At 69.4% G+C, this 16,899-nt stretch carries 18 protein-coding genes; 10 read left to right on the top strand and 8 right to left on the bottom strand.

Translation table 11 applies throughout. The features are described 5' to 3' along the window. Positions 1 to 12 precede the first annotated feature (12 nt). Positions 13 to 897 (bottom strand): A/G-specific adenine glycosylase, encoded by an 885-nt coding sequence (locus M3330_RS09390; protein ID WP_019290185.1) that lies wholly within the window; start codon positions 895 to 897, stop codon positions 13 to 15. A gap of 93 nt (positions 898 to 990) precedes the next feature. Here M3330_RS09390 and M3330_RS09385 point away from each other — a divergent pair, with 93 nt between their 5' ends. Next, on the top strand, positions 991 to 1,620 hold the full coding sequence (locus M3330_RS09385; RefSeq protein ID WP_019290184.1) for a carbonic anhydrase: 630 nt from the start codon (positions 991 to 993) through the stop codon (positions 1,618 to 1,620). A 101-nt stretch (positions 1,621 to 1,721) separates the two neighbouring features. Beyond that, on the top strand, positions 1,722 to 2,468 hold the full coding sequence (locus tag M3330_RS09380) for a hypothetical protein (protein WP_006550491.1): 747 nt from the start codon (positions 1,722 to 1,724) through the stop codon (positions 2,466 to 2,468). A 23-nt stretch (positions 2,469 to 2,491) separates the two neighbouring features. Here M3330_RS09380 and disA read toward each other — a convergent pair whose 3' ends face one another. Then, entirely contained in the window at positions 2,492 to 3,574 is a 1,083-nt protein-coding gene (gene disA / locus M3330_RS09375) for a DNA integrity scanning diadenylate cyclase DisA (RefSeq protein ID WP_006550490.1), read from the bottom strand. A gap of 93 nt (positions 3,575 to 3,667) precedes the next feature. Between disA and M3330_RS09370 the strand changes: the two genes are divergently transcribed. Then, complete coding sequence (locus tag M3330_RS09370; RefSeq protein ID WP_006550489.1) at positions 3,668 to 4,231, top strand: PaaI family thioesterase; 564 nt, start codon at positions 3,668 to 3,670, stop codon at positions 4,229 to 4,231. A gap of 26 nt (positions 4,232 to 4,257) precedes the next feature. On the opposite strand, the gene dinB is transcribed toward M3330_RS09370, so the two are convergent. From dinB to M3330_RS09355, 3 genes are all read right to left on the bottom strand, one after another. After that, the gene (gene dinB, locus M3330_RS09365) at positions 4,258 to 5,514 is read right to left on the bottom strand and encodes a DNA polymerase IV (RefSeq protein WP_247849674.1); all 1,257 of its coding nucleotides are present in this window, start codon (positions 5,512 to 5,514) and stop codon (positions 4,258 to 4,260) included. 57 nt (positions 5,515 to 5,571) lie between these two features. Continuing rightward, positions 5,572 to 6,963 carry a DNA repair protein RadA gene (gene radA / locus M3330_RS09360; RefSeq protein WP_006550487.1) on the bottom strand — a complete coding sequence of 464 codons (1,392 nt, stop codon included), beginning with the start codon at positions 6,961 to 6,963 and terminating at the stop codon, positions 5,572 to 5,574. Between the two features lie 91 nt (positions 6,964 to 7,054). Further along, complete coding sequence (locus M3330_RS09355) at positions 7,055 to 7,687, bottom strand: hypothetical protein (RefSeq protein ID WP_247848439.1); 633 nt, start codon at positions 7,685 to 7,687, stop codon at positions 7,055 to 7,057. Between the two features lie 276 nt (positions 7,688 to 7,963). On the opposite strand from M3330_RS09355, the gene carD reads away from it, so the two are divergent. From carD to M3330_RS09325, 6 genes are read left to right on the top strand one after another with little or no spacing between them, the layout of a single operon-like run. Beyond that, on the top strand, positions 7,964 to 8,452 hold the full coding sequence (carD, locus tag M3330_RS09350) for an RNA polymerase-binding transcription factor CarD (RefSeq protein ID WP_006550486.1): 489 nt from the start codon (positions 7,964 to 7,966) through the stop codon (positions 8,450 to 8,452). A 25-nt stretch (positions 8,453 to 8,477) separates the two neighbouring features. Further along, positions 8,478 to 9,185 (top strand): 2-C-methyl-D-erythritol 4-phosphate cytidylyltransferase, encoded by a 708-nt coding sequence (ispD, locus tag M3330_RS09345; RefSeq protein ID WP_039583832.1) that lies wholly within the window; start codon positions 8,478 to 8,480, stop codon positions 9,183 to 9,185. Positions 9,186 to 9,190: 5 nt separating this feature from the next. After that, the gene (gene ispF / locus M3330_RS09340; protein WP_024102859.1) at positions 9,191 to 9,667 is read left to right on the top strand and encodes a 2-C-methyl-D-erythritol 2,4-cyclodiphosphate synthase; all 477 of its coding nucleotides are present in this window, start codon (positions 9,191 to 9,193) and stop codon (positions 9,665 to 9,667) included. Positions 9,668 to 9,678: 11 nt separating this feature from the next. Next, positions 9,679 to 11,073 (top strand): cysteine--tRNA ligase, encoded by a 1,395-nt coding sequence (gene cysS / locus M3330_RS09335; protein WP_006550483.1) that lies wholly within the window; start codon positions 9,679 to 9,681, stop codon positions 11,071 to 11,073. Beyond that, complete coding sequence (gene rlmB / locus M3330_RS09330) at positions 11,073 to 12,041, top strand: 23S rRNA (guanosine(2251)-2'-O)-methyltransferase RlmB (RefSeq protein WP_006550482.1); 969 nt, start codon at positions 11,073 to 11,075, stop codon at positions 12,039 to 12,041. The genes cysS and rlmB overlap by 1 nt, the downstream gene beginning before the upstream one ends. Positions 12,042 to 12,085: 44 nt before the next feature. After that, positions 12,086 to 13,129, top strand: coding sequence for an alpha/beta hydrolase (locus M3330_RS09325; RefSeq protein WP_006550481.1), 1,044 nt, complete (start codon positions 12,086 to 12,088; stop codon positions 13,127 to 13,129). Between the two features lie 17 nt (positions 13,130 to 13,146). Here M3330_RS09325 and M3330_RS09320 read toward each other — a convergent pair whose 3' ends face one another. Beyond that, positions 13,147 to 14,019 (bottom strand): biotin-dependent carboxyltransferase family protein, encoded by an 873-nt coding sequence (locus M3330_RS09320; protein ID WP_039583836.1) that lies wholly within the window; start codon positions 14,017 to 14,019, stop codon positions 13,147 to 13,149. A gap of 86 nt (positions 14,020 to 14,105) precedes the next feature. On the opposite strand from M3330_RS09320, the gene mgtE reads away from it, so the two are divergent. Then, a complete protein-coding gene (mgtE, locus tag M3330_RS09315) occupies positions 14,106 to 15,458 on the top strand; it encodes a magnesium transporter (protein ID WP_024102862.1) in 1,353 nt (450 codons plus the stop codon). A gap of 30 nt (positions 15,459 to 15,488) precedes the next feature. On the opposite strand, the gene M3330_RS09310 is transcribed toward mgtE, so the two are convergent. Then, on the bottom strand, positions 15,489 to 16,097 hold the full coding sequence (locus M3330_RS09310) for an allophanate hydrolase subunit 1 (RefSeq protein ID WP_006550478.1): 609 nt from the start codon (positions 16,095 to 16,097) through the stop codon (positions 15,489 to 15,491). A gap of 25 nt (positions 16,098 to 16,122) precedes the next feature. Continuing rightward, a complete protein-coding gene (locus tag M3330_RS09305; RefSeq protein WP_019290174.1) occupies positions 16,123 to 16,881 on the bottom strand; it encodes a LamB/YcsF family protein in 759 nt (252 codons plus the stop codon). Between the last annotated feature and the right edge of the window lie 18 nt (positions 16,882 to 16,899).

Below are 16,899 nucleotides of genomic sequence, written 5' to 3'. Positions count from 1 at the left end.
GGTAAGCCGGATCTAGGAGGTCGATCCCTCGCCGGCGAGCGCGAAACGGCCGTCGTCGGTCTGCTCGACGAGACCGTCCACGAGCAGTGAGTGCAGGGCGCGGTCGCGCTGGCCCGGATCCGTGGTCCATACGCTGTCGAGGACGGGACGCTCCACCGGGACGCTGCTCTCGCGCAGCACCGCCATCAACCGGCCGCGCACCTGCCGGTCGGTGCCGGCGAACTTCTGCACCTTCCGGGGTGGTCCGTCGTGGGCGGGCCGCCCGGCCTGTACCCATGCGCACTCGGGCAGCGGGCAGCGTCCGCAGTCGGGCGTGCGAGCGGTGCACACGGTCGCACCGAGTTCCATCAGCGCCGCGGAGAAGGTCGCCGCACGTGAACGCTGACGCGGAAGGATAGCCTCGACGTCGGCGAGATCCCTTGTGGTCGAAGGGTTTCCTGGCTCCGCCCGACCGTGGACGGCGCGGGCGACGACACGACGCACGTTCGTGTCCACCACCGGCACACGCTGCCCGTATGCGAAGCACGCCACGGCGCGGGCGGTGTAAGCGCCGACGCCGGGCAGGGTCAGCAGGACGTCGACGTCCTCGGGAACCCGGTCGTCGTGCTCGGCGGCGAGTACGCCGGCGCACTCGTGCAGGCGCAGCGCGCGGCGCGGATAGCCGAGCTTGCCCCACGCCCGCAGCACCTCGGCCTGGCTCGAGGCGGCCATCGCGGACGGCACGGGCCAGCGCCGCACCCACTCCTCCCAGATCGGAGCGACCCGGGCGACCGGCGTCTGCTGCAGCATGACCTCGGACATGAGGATCTGCCAGCCCGTCACCCCGTCGCGGCGCCACGGCAGGTCGCGCGCCTGCGCGGCATACCAGCGCAGCAACGACGGTGCGTCCACGGACATCTCGGGTCTCCTCCGGTCACGGGGTCGGGTGTGGGGATCCGCTGAGGAGATGTCGAACGAAATCGGACATGTGCGCAGGTGAATAATGTACGCATGCCGAACTCCAATCCCATCTCCGCCTGGAAAGCCCTGACCGAGGGTAATCATCGTTTCGTCAGCGACACGCCGCTGCACCCGAGCCAGGGAATCGATCGTCGCGCCGAACTCGTCAACGGCCAGCACCCCACCGCCGTGCTGTTCGGCTGCGGAGACTCCCGCGTCGCCGCAGAGATCATCTTCGACCAGGGGCTCGGCGACATGTTCGTGGTCCGTACCGCGGGTCACGTCATCGACAGTTCCGTCCTCGGTTCCATCGAGTACGCAGTCGACATCCTCAACGTTCCGCTCATCGTCATCCTCGGTCACGACAGCTGTGGTGCCGTGGCGGCGACCATCGATGCCCTCGACAAGGGCACGGTGCCGGGCGGCCACATCCGCAGCCTCGTCGAGCGTGTCGCTCCCTCGATCCTGATGGGCAGGGCCGAGGGTCTGTCCACCGTCGACGAACTCGAGGGGCGCCACGTCGTCGAGACGGGCAAGCTGCTCACGGATCGTTCGCGGATCATCGCCGACCGCATCGCCGACGGCCGCTGCGCCATCGTGGGCGTCACCTACAAGCTCGAGGACGGCAAGGTGAGTCTGCGGGGCCACTTCGGAGACATCGGCGAGGTCTCCGACAACTGAAGACGGGTGCACCTGCGGTCACAACGATGTGACTGCAGGTCACAGCGACACGCCGACGGCGGTGTAGCCGTGCGCAGCCTGTGGCACATACCGTGGGGGGCGTGCTTGAACCGACCGGTCCTCTGCCCCCCGAGATCTACTGGCGACGACGCATTCTCGCGATCGGAGTCTCGGTGGTCGTGCTGGCTCTGGTCATCTGGCTCGTAGTGGCGCTGACCGGCGGCGACGACCCCGATCAGAATCCCGAACCCGCAGCAGCGGAGGTGACGACCTCCGCCACCACGACGGCGGCCGATGCGTCCGCCGACGCGGCGTCCGCGAGCACCACCCGGAGCGGTGGATCCTCGGGTTCGTCCGGGACGCGTAGTGCAGGGGATTCGGCCTCGGAGGACGCGGACGACGAGGACAACACGTCCACGTCCGCCACCACCTCCGCTGCTCCGGTTCCGCCGGGGCAGTGCTCCGATCAGTCGCTCGCCGTGCGGGTGACGGCGGACGAGCCGAACTACAGGGTCGGTTCCGAACCCGATTTCACGATCGTCATCACCAACATCGGCACGTCGCAGTGCGAACGCGACCTCGGTGCGGGCCTTCAGCAGGTGCTCGTCTACAGCCTCGACGGCAACGAGCGACTCTGGGCGAACACCGACTGCTTCCCCGAATCGACCGCCGACATCCGGTCGCTCGCTCCGGGCGACCAGGCCGCCTATTCCGTCAAGTGGTCGGCGACGACCTCCGAGCCCGGCTGCCAGGCGCCGCGCGAACCGGTCGGTCCCGGCGCGTACACCGTGGTCGGGCAGCTCGGCGGCCTGCGCAGCGCGCCCGAGCCGTTCAACATCACGCCCTGACCTGCTGCTCGTCCGGTAGTTGTTCAGTCGTAGTGGTTGATCGCGGCTTCGGCGAGCCGCGACAGTCCCTCGCGGATGTACCGGGCCCACAGGGCGCCGACCCCGTCGACCGCCTGCAGATCGGCAGCGGTGGCCGCGAGCAGGCCCTGCAGTGTGCCGAACGCACCTACGAGCCGGTTGATCTGCCGGGCCTGCAGGCGCGGCACCCGATGGAGCACGCGATAACCGCGGGGACTCATCGAGGTGTCGAGGGCCTCGATGGTGCCCGAATAGCCGAAGGCGCGGGCGAGGCTCGTCAGGTCGAGCAGGTCGACGTCGGTCAGGTGTGCGAGACGCTCGAGCGCCTGCTCGACCTCCTGCTGGGTGGGGACGTGCTCGCCCGCAAGATAGTCCCGCACGATGAGCTGCCGGGCGAGCTGGTTGTCGCCGACGAGTTCTTCGAGCTGGAGGGCCAGCTGGCGACCGTCGGTCCCGAGTTCGAGCACGTCCTGCTCGATCTCCACGGACAGGCGGTGCATCATCTCGAGCCGCTGCGCCACGGTGAGCGCGTCGCGCAGCGTGACGATGTCCTCGATCTCGACCACGGACAACTGCCGGGTCACCTCGTCGAGTCGGGCCTTGTAGCGCTCGAGTGTCGCGACGGCCTGGTTGGCCCGGGACAGGATGGTCGCGGAGTCGTTGATGACGTGGCGGCGACCGTCGACGTACACGCTGACGATGCTCATCGACTGGCTGACCGAAACCACCGGATATCCGGTCTGGATTGCGGTGCGTTCCGCGGCGCGGTGCCGGGTGCCGGACTCCACGGTGGGGATGCTCGGATCGGGCACGAGTTGCACGTTGGCACGCACGATGCGCGAACCGTCGGTGGACACGACCACGGCGCCGTCCATCTTCGACAGCTCCCGAAGTCGGGTGGGGGCGAACTCGACGTCGAGTTCGAAACCGCCGTCGCACAGCTCGGCGACCTTGTCGTCGAAACCGAGGACGATCAGGCCGCCCGTGCGGCCGCGGAGGATGCGTTCGAGACCGTCGCGTAGCGCGGTGCCGGGCGCCAGACGAGCGATGGTGTCGCTCAGCGTCGATGCCGGCGCCGACTCGGTCATCTGGACTTCCTTCCCCTGTGCGGTCTGCGGTCGTCGTCACAATGCGCGGACTCGTGGATCGGCGCCCCGACCGCGCAACTACATTACTTGCTTATGCGCAGCACCTGGACTTTGCCCGACGACCTCGTCGTTCCCGATCTGCCGGAAGATCATCCCGGCCCGGGTGCGCCGGTACCGCAGCATTGGAACAAGTGCTTCGGGTGTGGTGACGACCAGCCCTCCGGCCTCGCGATGGAGTTCACGATCGGCGAGGGCCTCGAGGTGCTCGGCCGTCTCGACGTCGCCACGCGCTACCAGGGCGGACCGGGATTCATCCACGGCGGCATCCTCATGACGGCCTTCGACGAGGTCCAGGGAATGGCGTGCAACGCCGCCCTGCGGACCGCCGTCGTCACCGGGCACTTCGAGACGGACTTCGCCCGTCCCATCCCCCTGGGCTCGGTGCTCGAGTTCCGCGCCCGCGTCGACGGCTTGGTGCGGCGCAAGGTCTACACCAGTGCGGAGGCGCGCATCGTCGCCGGTCCGCCGGCCGATCCGGACGTCGTGGTGGCGTCGTCGGTCGGGTTGTTCGTCGTCGTCGGGCACGAGCACTTCGCGAAGGGCCGCGACTACGCCGACGGCATCCCGCAGAGTGAACACGACATCTCCGCCGTCTGACATCTCCGCCCTCCGGGTTATCGCGTTCAGGTCTCCGGTCCGTCGGGGAGCAGCGGAACACCCGGCCGGTGGTCGCGTCCGAGCAACGCCGCGGAAGTGACCGCGCCCGCGCCGTAGCGGGAGTGCAGATCGTCCAGGACGGCATCGAGGGCATGCCGGTCGACGGCGCGGTGCTGCGTTCGCGTGTCTGCAGTACTGTCCCCGGCGGCCTCGACCGGCTCGTCGAACGGCAGCTCGAGTTGCTCGACGCCTTCACCGACGAGATTCGTCACCGCGATCCCGATGAGCGTGAGACCGCGCTCGGCGATGAGCGGTCGGGTCTGCTCGAGCAGGTCGTGCGCCGCCGCCGACAGCAGATCGGTGCGTGCGGTGGCCCCGGGCAGCGTGTGAGAGCGTGTCGCGCGGGTGTAGTCGGCGAAGCGCATCCGCAGGACCACCGTGCGGCCGAGGCGTCCGGCCCGGCGCATCCGCCGGCCCACGCGGTCGACGAGCAGTTGCAGCGTCTCGCCGACCGACTCGAGGCTGTGGGGTCCGCGGCCGAGCGCGTGCTGCGCGCCCATCGAACTGCGCCGCCGATGCCGGACCGGACGCGGATCGTGACCGATCGCGAGCGCGTGCAGGTGGCGTCCCGCCGTGCGTCCGAGCAGCGAGACGAGATCGGACTCGGAGTAGGCGGCGACATCGGCCACGGTCCGCAGACCGTGCGCGTGCAACTTCGCCGCCGTCACCTTGCCGACGCCCCACAACCGCTCCACCGGCAACGGATGGAGGAACTCGAGTTCGGCGTGCGGAGGGACGAGGAGCAGTCCGTCGGGCTTGGCCACCCCGCTCGCGACCTTGGCGAGGAACTTGGTGCGCGCGACACCGACGGTGATCGGCAGCCCCACCTCCTCGGCGACCGTGCGGCGCAGGCGTGCGGCGATGTCGACGGGTCTGCCTGCGATGCGCCCGAGACCGGAGACGTCGAGGAACGCCTCGTCGATGGAGATCCCCTCCACGATCGGTGTGGTGCGATCGAAGATCGCGAAGACGTCGCGCGAGGCCTGCGCATAGGCCTCCATGCGGGGAGGCACCGAGATCAGTCCCGGGCACAGGGCGCGGGCGGCTCGGCCCGACATCGCGGTGACGATGCCGTGAGCCTTGGCCTCATAGCTCGCCGCGAGTACGACGCCCCCGCCCACGACGATCGGTTTGGCGCGCAGCCACGGATCGTCGCGCTGCTCCACCGACGCGTAGAACGCGTCGAGATCGGCATGCAGCACCGTCGCATCGGACACGAACACATGTTCGCACCGGCCGCCGACACCTCGGCAGATCGGCGCTGCCGACATGTCCGCAGGTCAGCGTGTGAGGGTCGACAGTGCCTGCGCCACGTTGGACACCTCGAACTTCTTCATGCCCTTCGGGACACCCTCGACATCGCGCGGAACCACCCCGCGGTCGAAGCCGAGCCGGTTCGCCTCCGCGAGTCGGCGACCCGCACCGACGACACGACGGACCTCCCCGGCGAGACCGACCTCGCCGAGGAGCACGGTGCCGGCCGGGACGGGCTGGTCGCGTACGGCTGAGGCGACGGCGAGTGCGAGCGCGAGGTCGGCGGACGGATCGGTGATCCGCATACCGCCGACGGTGGAGGCGTAGACGTCGCAGTTACCGAGCCGGCCGAGCCCGCAGCGACGCTCGAGCACCGCGAGCACCATCGCCACCCGCGCCGAGTCGAGACCGCTCACGGCGCGTCGCGGTGAAGGATTGTGCGTGGGCACCACGAGCGCCTGGACCTCACCGAGGAGCGGGCGTTTGCCGTCCATCGTGACCGTGACGGCAGTGCCGGGCACGGCCTCGTCGCGGTGCTGCAGGAACAATCCCGACGGGTCGCTGACGCCGACGATCCCGTCCTCGGCAAGTTCGAAGCAGCCCACCTCGTCGGCGGCTCCGAACCGGTTCTTCACCCCGCGCACCATGCGCAGCGTGGAGTGCTTGTCGCCTTCGAAGTGCAGCACCACGTCGACGAGGTGCTCGAGGGAACGCGGACCGGCGACCGCGCCGTCCTTGGTGACGTGGCCGATGAGCAGCACCGGGATGCCGCTGGACTTCGCGAGGGAGGTCAGGGCGCTGGTGACTGCGCGGACCTGCGTGACACCGCCGGTCACGCCGTCGACGTCGGCGGCGAGCATCGTCTGGACGGAGTCGACGACCAGCAGCGTGGGCTTGACCTGCTCCACGTGCCCGAAGATCGTCGCGAGGTCGTTCTCGGCGGCAAGATAGACCCGGTCGTGCACGGCGCCGGTGCGGTCGGCGCGCAGGCGCACCTGACCGGCCGACTCCTCGCCGGTGACGTAGAGCGCGCGATCGGCTTCGCCGCGCAACGCCCAGCGGTGCACCACCTCGAGGAGCAGCGTGGACTTGCCGACACCGGGTTCGCCGGCGAGCAGGACGACCGAACCGGGTACGACACCGCCGCCGAGGACGCGGTCGAGCTCGGGGATGCCCGTGGGCTTCGCGTGGGTGGCCTTGCCGTCGATCTGCGACAGCGGGGTGGCCGGGGTGCTCGGCAGCACGGCGGCGGCACCGGCGCGGGCGAGCGAGGTACCCGACCGCGAGGCGACCGCGACCGGTTGGACGGGTGCTTCGTCCATCGACCCCCACGTTCCGCATTCGGGACAGCGCCCGACCCACTTCGCGACGGTGTGCGAGCAGTCGGAACAGCGGTAGAGGGTCTTGGTCTTTGCCACGGCCGGAGGATAGTCGGTCGCACCGACACCGGAGCGGATGCGAGGAGGGCCCGGCCGAGCTGTGCTCGACCGGGCCCTCCAGCAGGAAGTCCTAGTGTGCTTCGCCCACGATCGGCGAGAGCTCCGACTCGTCGCGGGGGAGCTCCGGGCCGGCGTCGATCGGCACGGACAGGGTCACGTCGCCGGCCTCGGCGAACGTGAAGGTCACGGGGATGGTCAGGCCCGGGCGGACACCCTCGGAGAGGTTCACGAGCTCGACGTTGTTGACGACGCCTGCCGGGGCCGGGGAGGGGGTCTCCTCGGTGCTGTTCGGACGCGGCGACTCGTCGACCTCCTCGACGAGGGCGGCGTTCTCCTCGGAGACACCGGCGACCACGGAGGACTGCGGCGGAATCTCGAAGCGGGCACCGGTGACCGAGGCTGCGAAATCGGTGGAGATACCGGTGAGCTGATCGCCGACGTACGGGTCGAGGTTGACGATCGTGAAGCCGAGCTGGGCGGTGCCGCCGGGCTCGATGCTGTACTCCTCGGAGTTCGGGTAGATCACGTGCACGTTGCGCAGCGCGAGGCTGCCGGCGTCCACGTTGGAACCGTTGATGGCCGCGACCTGGGTCGAGGTCTGGGTGATCTGACCGGCGCTGCACGCGGACATCGTGAGCGCCGCTCCCGCGGCAAGGGCGAGAGCGGTCACGACTCGGCGAGTCGGCGCTTTGAGAGCAGTCACGGGTTCCTCCACTCGAGTAAGGCTCGCAATCCACTAGGCAGAGTAGTAGTTCCCGTGTGCGCTGTGTACGTCGGGGCCGGATCTCGTGCGGATTCGCGCGCGGAAGACGAGATCGACAGGCGCCCACGGGCGGGTGTGTCGGAGGTCACCCGATACACGGAAGCAACTGCCTGTCAAGCCCTACGCTCAGTGCTCGGTGCCCCTGACCTGCATCGTTGACGGGAGGGTGATGTGGTCACGTGTTAAACTGGGAGAATCGAAAGGGGCACGGGACACATGATTTTCAAGGTCGGAGACACCGTCGTATACCCCCACCACGGTGCGGCGCTGATCGAAGCAATCGAAACACGCACCATCAAGGGTGAGCAGAAGGAATATCTGGTTCTGAAAGTCGCGCAGGGCGACCTGACGGTCCGGGTACCTGCAGAGAACGCGGAGTACGTCGGAGTGCGCGACGTCGTCGGGCAGGAAGGCCTCGACAAGGTTTTCCAGGTGCTGCGCGCACCCCACACGGAAGAACCCACCAACTGGTCACGGCGGTACAAGGCCAACCTCGAGAAGCTGGCCTCCGGCGATGTCAACAAGGTCGCAGAAGTTGTGCGCGACCTGTGGCGCCGGGAGCAGGACCGCGGCCTGTCCGCAGGTGAGAAGCGGATGCTCGCCAAGGCACGTCAGATCCTCGTCGGTGAGCTCGCGCTCGCCGAGGGCACCGACGACGTCAAGGCGGAGACCATGCTCGACGAGGTTCTCGCCGCCGCTTCCTGACGCGCGAGACATCGGCAAACTGCACATGAGCGATCGCAACGGGCCGGTCGTCGGAATCCTTCCGGCGGCCGGCCGCGGTGTTCGCCTGGGAGAACCACTGCCCAAGGCGTTCGTGGAACTGGACGGCCGCACGATGCTCGACCGCTCGGTCGAGGCGATGCTCGCTTCAGCGGTCATCGATCGAGTGGTGATCGTCGCGCCGCCCGAACTGGCTGCGACGCCCGCGGACCGGCTCGTCGGCGAGTCGTTCGCCGACCGGGTCACCGTCGTCGCGGGTGGCGCCGAACGCGCCGACTCGGTGCGCGCCGGTCTTGCGGCGGCATCGGGCGCGCGGTTCGTGCTCGTCCACGACGCCGCGCGTGCGCTCACCCCGGCCGAGCTGTTCGTCCGGGTCGTCGACGCGTTGCGGGCCGGCAGCGACGCGGTGATCCCCGTCCTGCCCGTCGTCGACACCATCAAGAGTGTCGACAAGGACGGAGTCGTCACCGGGACTCCCGACCGGTCGACCCTCCGCGCGGTGCAGACGCCGCAGGGATTCGACGTCGAATTGCTCGAGCGGGCCAACCGCGACGCCGCCGACGCGACCGACGACGCGGGACTCGTCGAGCGGTTGGGGGAGCGGATCACCACCGTCGTGGGAGACCCTCTCGCTTTCAAGATCACCACCCCACTGGACCTGGTGCTGGCACGGACCGTGCTCGCGTCCGGCGTCCGCACCGAGAAGGAGATGTGAGCATCGTGCGTGTCGGCATCGGAACGGACGTGCATCCCGTGGAGGCCGGACGGCCGTGCTGGATGGCCGGTCTGCTGTTCGAGGACGCCGACGGGTGCGCGGGTCACTCCGACGGGGACGTCGCTGCGCACGCGCTGTGCGATGCGGTGCTCTCGGCCGCCGGTCTCGGCGACCTCGGATCGGTCTTCGGCACGGGCCGACCGGAGATGGCCGGCGCCTCCGGTGTCGCGATGCTCGGCGAGGTACGTCGCCTGCTCGACGACGCCGGCTGGGTGGTGGGCAATGCCGCCGTCCAGGTGATCGGGAACCGCCCGAAGATCGGGCCGCGGCGCGAGGAGGCACAGGCGGTGCTGTCCGAGGCGCTCGGCGGTCCGGTCTCCGTGTCGGCGACCACCACGGACGGACTCGGGCTCACCGGCCGGGGAGAAGGTGTGGCGGCGGTTGCGACCGCACTGGTCCTGGCCCAGCAGGACGAGCGGTAGGATAGACGGTCGTGACCTTGCGCTTATACGACACCGAATCGCGGGCCGTGCGGGATTTCGAACCGCTGGTCCCCGGCCAGGCCTCGGTGTACCTGTGTGGGGCCACCGTCCAAGGCGAACCCCATATCGGGCACGTACGCAGCGGCGTTGCGTTCGACGTGCTCCGCCGGTGGCTCGCTACCAAGAGTCTCGATGTCTTGTTTGTGAGAAATGTCACAGACATCGAGGATAAGATCCTCCGCAAGGCGGCAGAGGCAGGTCGGCCGTGGTGGGAGTGGGCCGCGACCTACGAGCGGGCCTTCAACCGCGCCTACGATGCGCTCGGTGTGCTTCCTCCCTCGGTGGAACCTCGCGCGACCGGCCACATCACGCAGATGGTCGAACTCATCCAGCGCCTCATCGACGCCGGGCACGCCTACGCGGCCGACGGCGACGTCTACTTCGACGTGCTGAGCTACCCCGAATACGGTGCCCTCTCCGGACACCGCATCGAGGACGTCCACCAGGGTGAGAGCGCCGGACTCGGCAAGCGCGACCCCCGCGACTTCACGCTGTGGAAGGCCGAGAAGCCCGGTGAGCCGTCCTGGCCCACCCCGTGGGGACGTGGTCGCCCCGGCTGGCATCTCGAGTGCTCCGCGATGGCCGGCTTCTATCTCGGCGGCACCTTCGACATCCACTGCGGAGGCATGGACCTCGTCTTCCCGCACCACGAGAACGAGATGGCGCAGTCCCGCGCCGCCGGCGACGGCTTCGCCCGCTACTGGTTGCACAACGGCTGGGTGACGATGGGCGGCGAGAAGATGTCGAAGTCGCTCGGTAACGTGCTGTCGATCCCCAACGTGCTCGCCCGCGTCCGGCCACAGGAACTGCGCTACTACCTGGGCAGCGCCCACTACCGTTCGATGCTCGAATACTCCGACGACGCGCTCGCCGAAGCGGCCGCAGCGTACCGGGGACTCGAGTCGTTCGTGCTCAAGACCCGCGACCGCGCGGGCGAGGTGCCCGTGGGCGAGTGGACCGAGGCCTTCGCCGAGGCTCTCGACGACGATCTCGGTGTGCCCAAGGCGCTCGCGGAAATACACCGCAAGCGCAGCAAGGGCAACAAGGCGCTCGACAACGGCGATCTCGACACGGCCGTGCAGATCGCCTCGCAGGTCCGGAGCATGCTCGGCATCCTCGGTGTCGACCCGCTCGACGAGCACTGGTGCTCCACCGACGATTCAGGGTCGGCCGCACTCGCGGCACTCGACGTGCTGGTCGGCGCGGATCTCGAACGCCGCACGACCGCCCGGGCCGAGAAGAACTGGGCGGTGGCCGACGAGGTGCGGGACCGCCTCACAGCCGCGGGGGTCGAAGTGACCGATACGCCCAACGGACCCGAGTGGTCTCTGAAAGCAGGACAGTGATGGCAGGCAATTCCCAGCGTCGCGGCGCTATTCGTAAGGGCGGCACGAAGAAGGGGCAGGTCGTCGGGTCCGGCGGGCAGCGGCGACGCGGGCTCGAAGCGCGTGGCGCCACCCCCAAGGCCGAGGACCGGCCCTACCACCCCGCCGCACGGCGTGCCCGGGCCGCGGCCAAGGCCGCCGACCCGCGCGGTGGCGGTCGTCGTCCCGCGGCCGGTCGCAAGGCCGAGGACGGGCCCGAGATGGTGCTCGGCCGCAATCCGGTCGTCGAGTGCCTACGTGCCGGTGTGCCCGCGACCGCTCTGTACGTCGCCCTCGGCGCCGAGGCCGACGAGCGGCTCAAGGAAGCCGTGCAGCGCTCGGCCGAGATGGGCATCTCGATCCTCGAGGTCTCGCGTTCCGAACTCGACCGTCTGTCGTCGAACGGGATGCACCAGGGCATCGGCCTGCAGGTGCCGCCGTACCGCTACGCGCACCCCGACGACCTGCTGGCCCGCGCCGCGGAGAACCACGAGCGTCCGCTGCTCGTGGCCCTCGACAACATCTCCGATCCGCGCAATCTCGGCGCGGTGATCCGTTCGGTCGCGGCCTTCGGCGGCCACGGTGTGGTCATCCCGCAGCGCCGTTCGGCGTCGGTGACGGCCGTGGCATGGCGCACGAGCGCCGGTGCCGCAGCGCGACTGCCCGTCGCGCGTGCCACCAACCTCACGCGCACGCTCAAGGACTGGCAGTCCCGCGGTGTCCGCGTCGTCGGTCTCGATGCCGGTGGCGACACCAACCTCGACGATTTCGACGGCACCGATCCCGTCGTCGTGGTCGTGGGGTCGGAGGGCAAGGGACTCTCGCGCCTGGTGCGGGAGACCTGCGACGCCGTTCTCTCCATCCCGATGGCCGGAGACGTCGAGTCGCTCAACGCCTCCGTCGCGGCGGGCGTGGTGCTCGCGGACATCGCGCGGCAGCGTCGGGTCTGATCGAGTCTGCCCGAGCTGCGGTCGCGAGGGCCTAGTCTGTCCTCGTGGTCGCATCCCTGCCGTTCCGTACGAAGGTGTTCGCCTTCCTCGAACGCTTCGCCGACAAGTCCATTGCCGACGCGTCCGTCGACGAGATCCCGGCACGTCGTGCTGCGCGCACGAAGCTCCTGTCGTCCCCGGTCGGACGGCTGATCTCGGGCCGGACGCATCCCGGCGTGCGGATCGAGGACCGATGGGTCGATCTCGAGCACGAGGTGATCGACGATCTCGCCCCCGAGGACTCCCCGGTCCGGACCCGTCTGCGGATCTATCGGCCCTCGGCGCGAACGAGCGGTCCGCTGCCGGTCGTGCTGCTGTTCCACGGCGGCGGGTGGGTGCTCGGCAATCCGGAGCAGAACGAGTGGTGGGCGAGCCACACCGCCGCGCGGACCCCGAGCGTCGTGGTGTCGGTGGACTACCGGCTCGCCCCCGAACATCCCTATCCCGCAGCGGTGCTGGACTGCTGGGCGGCGTTCCGGTGGGTCGTCGCACACGCTGCGGAACTCGACGGTGATCCGTCCCGCGTCGTGGTCGCCGGTGACAGTGCCGGAGGCAATCTCGCCGCGGTCGTCGCCGACGTGGCCGGCCGCTCGGGTGGTCCGCTGCCGGCCGGTCAGGTGCTGATCTATCCGGCGACGGAGATGGAGGAGGAGTTCCCGTCGGAGCGGCAGTTCGCGAACGCTCCCGTGCTCACCTCCCGCGGTATGCGGGCGTTCGTGCGCCTGTATCTGGCCGGAGCCGATCCGTATGCGCCGACCGCGGCTCCCCTGCGCGGCACGCTCGCCGGTGCCGCCGTACCGGCCCTCGTCCAGATCGCCGGGCACGACCCGTTGCGCGACAACGCCGTTCGATACGCCGAAGCATTGCGGGCCAAGGGCGGCGACGTCGCGGAGACCGATTATCCCGACACCGTGCACGGCTATCTCAGCCTGCCCGGCATCTCTCCGCCCGCGACACACGCACTCGACGAGGCGATCACCTTCGTACGTCGGGTGACGGCTACCGACCCGACCGACGAGGACGACACCTCCGTGCCGTCACGCGCCTGACGGTCACCCAGCAGCGATCACCGTACCGGCACGAACCGCACCCGCTGTCCGGGACGCAGTTGCGCCGCGACCGGCAGATCGGCGGCGACCGCCACCGCGGCCACCGGATAACCGCCCGTGACGGGATGGTCGACGAGGAACAGCACCGGATGCCCGTCCGGCGGTATCTGCAGCGACCCGGGAACCATGCCCTCGCTGGGCATCTCCTCGTGCCGTGCCCGGTGCAGTCGGCCGGGACCGTGGAACCTGATACCCACCCGGTCGAGTTCCGGTGTCACCGTCCACGTCTCGTGGAACAGCGCCCGCAGTGATCCGGGCGTGAACCAGTCGTCGCGCGGGCCGGGCCGTACCCGGATCTCCACGGGGTCGTCCATCGGCGGTGGTGGTGGGAACTGCTCCTCGTCGGGCAGGTGACCCGACATCGCCCCGACCAGCAGACTGTCGCCGGCGCGAACGGGTGACGGTCCGGTGTGCGACAGGATGTCGGTGGATCTACTGCCGAGCACCTCCCGCACGTCGATGCCGCCGCGTACCGCGAGGTAAATCCGCAGGCCTTCGTTCGAGACGCCGATCCGCAGCACGTCGTCGTTGCGGAGGGTGATGCGCGCCCAGTCGCCGACCGGCCGGTCGCACACGGTCACGTCGGCGCGGGCACCGGTCACGGCCACGATCGTCTCGCCGACGCTGCGGACGGCGAGACCGCCGCCGGTCACCTCGAGTGTCGCCGCGTCCGGCTGGTTCCCCACGAGCCGGTTCGCGGCGTCGTGTGCGCGCCGGTCGGCGGCACCGGACCGGGTGAGGCCCGAGGAACCGTAACCGGGACGTCCGCGATCCTGGACCGTCGTGAGCATTCCGCCGGAGAGCACCTCGAACCACGCCACGATGTTCATTCTCACTCACCGGCTTCGATTGCACGTCCGCACTCCGGCCGAACGATCGCGTTAGGTTGAAGATCATGAGGAAGGAGGTGACGATCATGGATGAAGCAGACGTCCGGGCGGCGACGACGCGACTGATCGAGAAGGCCGTCGAGGCCGACGACCTTCAGGCCGCGCACGACGCTGTCGCGGAACTGAGCGTCGAACAGGTCGTCGACGTGCTCGAACGGCTCGGTCGGACGGATCGCGCAGTGCTCTACCGGTTGCTGCCCAAGGACCGGGCGATCGACGTCTTCGAACAGCTCGACCCGAGCATGCAGAGCGAACTGCTCCGCGGGTTGCGCGACGATCAGGTGGCCGCAATCTTCGCCGACCTCGAACCCGACGACCGGGTGGAACTGCTCGACGAACTGCCCGCGACGGTCGCGTCGACCCTCATGCGCGGCCTGCCGCCCGCCGACCGCGAGGTGACCGCCACGATCCTCGGCTATCCGCAGCGGTCGATCGGCCGGCGGATGAGCCCGGCCTTCGTGTCGCTGCGGCAGGACATGACCGTCGAGCAGGCGATGGACGCCGTGCGTCGTCGGCTCGACGACGCGGAGACGGTGTACACGCTGCCGGTGGTGGACGACGGTCGTGTGCTCGTCGGGGTGGTCGGTCTGCGCGAGCTGATGACTGCGGCGCCGGGAACGGTGCTCGCCGACATCATGAACGAGCCCTACTGGGCGCGCGTGACCGACGACGCCGAGGAGTCCGCGCGCCGCTGCGCCGAACTCAAACTGCTGGCGTTGATCGTCGTCGACAGCGAGACCAGGTTGGTGGGCATCCTGACCGTCGACGACGCCCTGCGGATCCTCGAAGCCGCCGACAGCGAGGACCAGGCGCGCATCGGCGGTACCGAGCCGCTGCGCCGGCCCTATCTCGCGACACCCGTCGGGCAGTTGGTGCGCTCGCGGGTGGTGTGGTTGCTCTTCCTGGCACTCGGCGCGACCCTCACGGTCCAGGTCCTCGAGGTGTTCGAGTCGACCCTCGATCAGGTGGTCACCCTGGCGCTGTTCGTGCCGCTGATCATCGGCACCGGAGGCAACACCGGAAACCAGGCCGCCACCACGGTCACCCGCGCATTGGCGCTCGACGACGTGACGCCACGCGACATCGGCGGGGTGATCGCCCGCGAGCTCCGGGTGGGTCTGTCCCTCGGTGTCCTGCTGGGCTCGGTCGCGTTCGTCCTGACGTCCCTGGTCTACGACTCGTCGGTGGGCGCGGTGATCGGGCTGACGCTGGTGAGCATCTGCACCCTCGCCGCCACCGTCGGTGGTGCGATGCCGTTGGTGGCCAAATCGATCCGCGCCGACCCCGCGGTCTTCTCCAATCCGTTCATCACGACCTTCGTCGACGCGACCGGCCTGGTGATCTATTTCCTCGTCGCGAAGGCCGTGCTCGGTATCTGAGCGCAGCGGCGCAGTGGATCCGGGGACGGTTCAGATCGCGACGAAGCGCACCGCACATCCCGGTCGCAGCAGCGCCGCAGGAGTCCGGTCCGGTTGCCACAGCGGGGCATCGGAGGTTCCGATGAGTTGCCATCCTCCGGGCGACTTCCGCGGGTAGACGCCCGAGAACTCACCCGCCAGTCCCACGGCGCCGGACGGGACGGAGGTGCGCGGTGAACTGCGACGCGGCACGTGCAATCGAGAATCCCCGCCGGTGAGATACGCGAAGCCGGGCGCGAACCCGCCGAAGGCGACCGTCCAGAGGCTGCCGGTGTGGGCGGCGATCACGCCGTCCGCGCCGAGGCCGGTCAACTCGCCGACCTCTTCGAGATCGACGCCGTCGTACCGGACTTCGAGCGTCACCTCCTCGATGTCGACGTCGTCCCCGGACACCGGTGGGGTGGTGGTGACCCACTTGTGCACGACCTGCGCGCCGGTCTCCGACGGATCGAAGCACACCAGCAGTGTCCGCGCCGCCGGCACGAGATCGACGACGCCACGCGGCCGCTCGCGGTCGAGTGCCCGGAAGTGGGCGAGAACCTCGTCGAGGGAATCGAATTCGGCGAGCAGGGCGCTGTCTCCGGCACGAAGGATTTTCATCGGTGGACCTCGCGGTGTCGGGCGTTCACACGAACGCCCGGATGTCGATCTTCTCGGCGTCGAGGCGGCGGCGCACGGCGACGGCCATCGCCGTGGCGTCGGGGGAGTCGCCGTGGATGCACACCGACTGCGCGTTCACGCGTATGTCGCTGCCGTCGACGGCGGTGACAACCCCCTCGGTGACCATGCGCAGGACCCGCTCGGCGACCTCCTCCGGATCGTGCAGTACCGCACCGGGTTCGCGTCGGGAGACGAGCGTGCCCTCGGGGGTGTAGGCGCGGTCGGCGAACGCCTCGGCGACCACCTTCAGTCCGGCCCGTTCGGCCTCCTCGAGGAAGACGGAGCCGGGCAGTCCGAGGACGGGCAGCGAGGCGTCGTAGGCGCGTACCGCATCCACGACCGCACGGGCCTGTTCGCGGTGATGGACGATCGCGTTGTACAGCGCGCCGTGGGGTTTGACGTAGCTCGCCGACGAACCGGCCGCCCGGGCGAGACCGTCGAGCGCGCCGATCTGGTAGATGATCTCGGCGGTGAGATCCGCCGACGGCACCTCGATGAAGCGGCGGCCGAAACCGCCGATGTCGTTGTAGCCGACCTGGGCACCGATCCTTACCGCGCGCTTCGCGGCGCCGTGGCACGTATGCAGCAGTGTCGCCGGGTCGCCGGCGTGAAATCCGCACGCCACGTTGGCGCTGGTGACGATGTCGAGCATGGTCTCGTCGTCGCCGAGACGCCACCGGCCGTAGCTCTCGCCGAGGTCGCTGTTGAGGTCGATGCGGGTCACGACCCGAGTCTATGCCCG

The sequence above is a fragment of the Rhodococcus sp. GA1 genome, from assembly GCF_024321955.1.
GTDB lineage: Bacteria > Actinomycetota > Actinomycetes > Mycobacteriales > Mycobacteriaceae > Rhodococcus > Rhodococcus pyridinivorans.
Note: the sequence above shows the minus strand (reverse complement) of the source record. Positions and strands in the feature narration are given on the sequence as shown.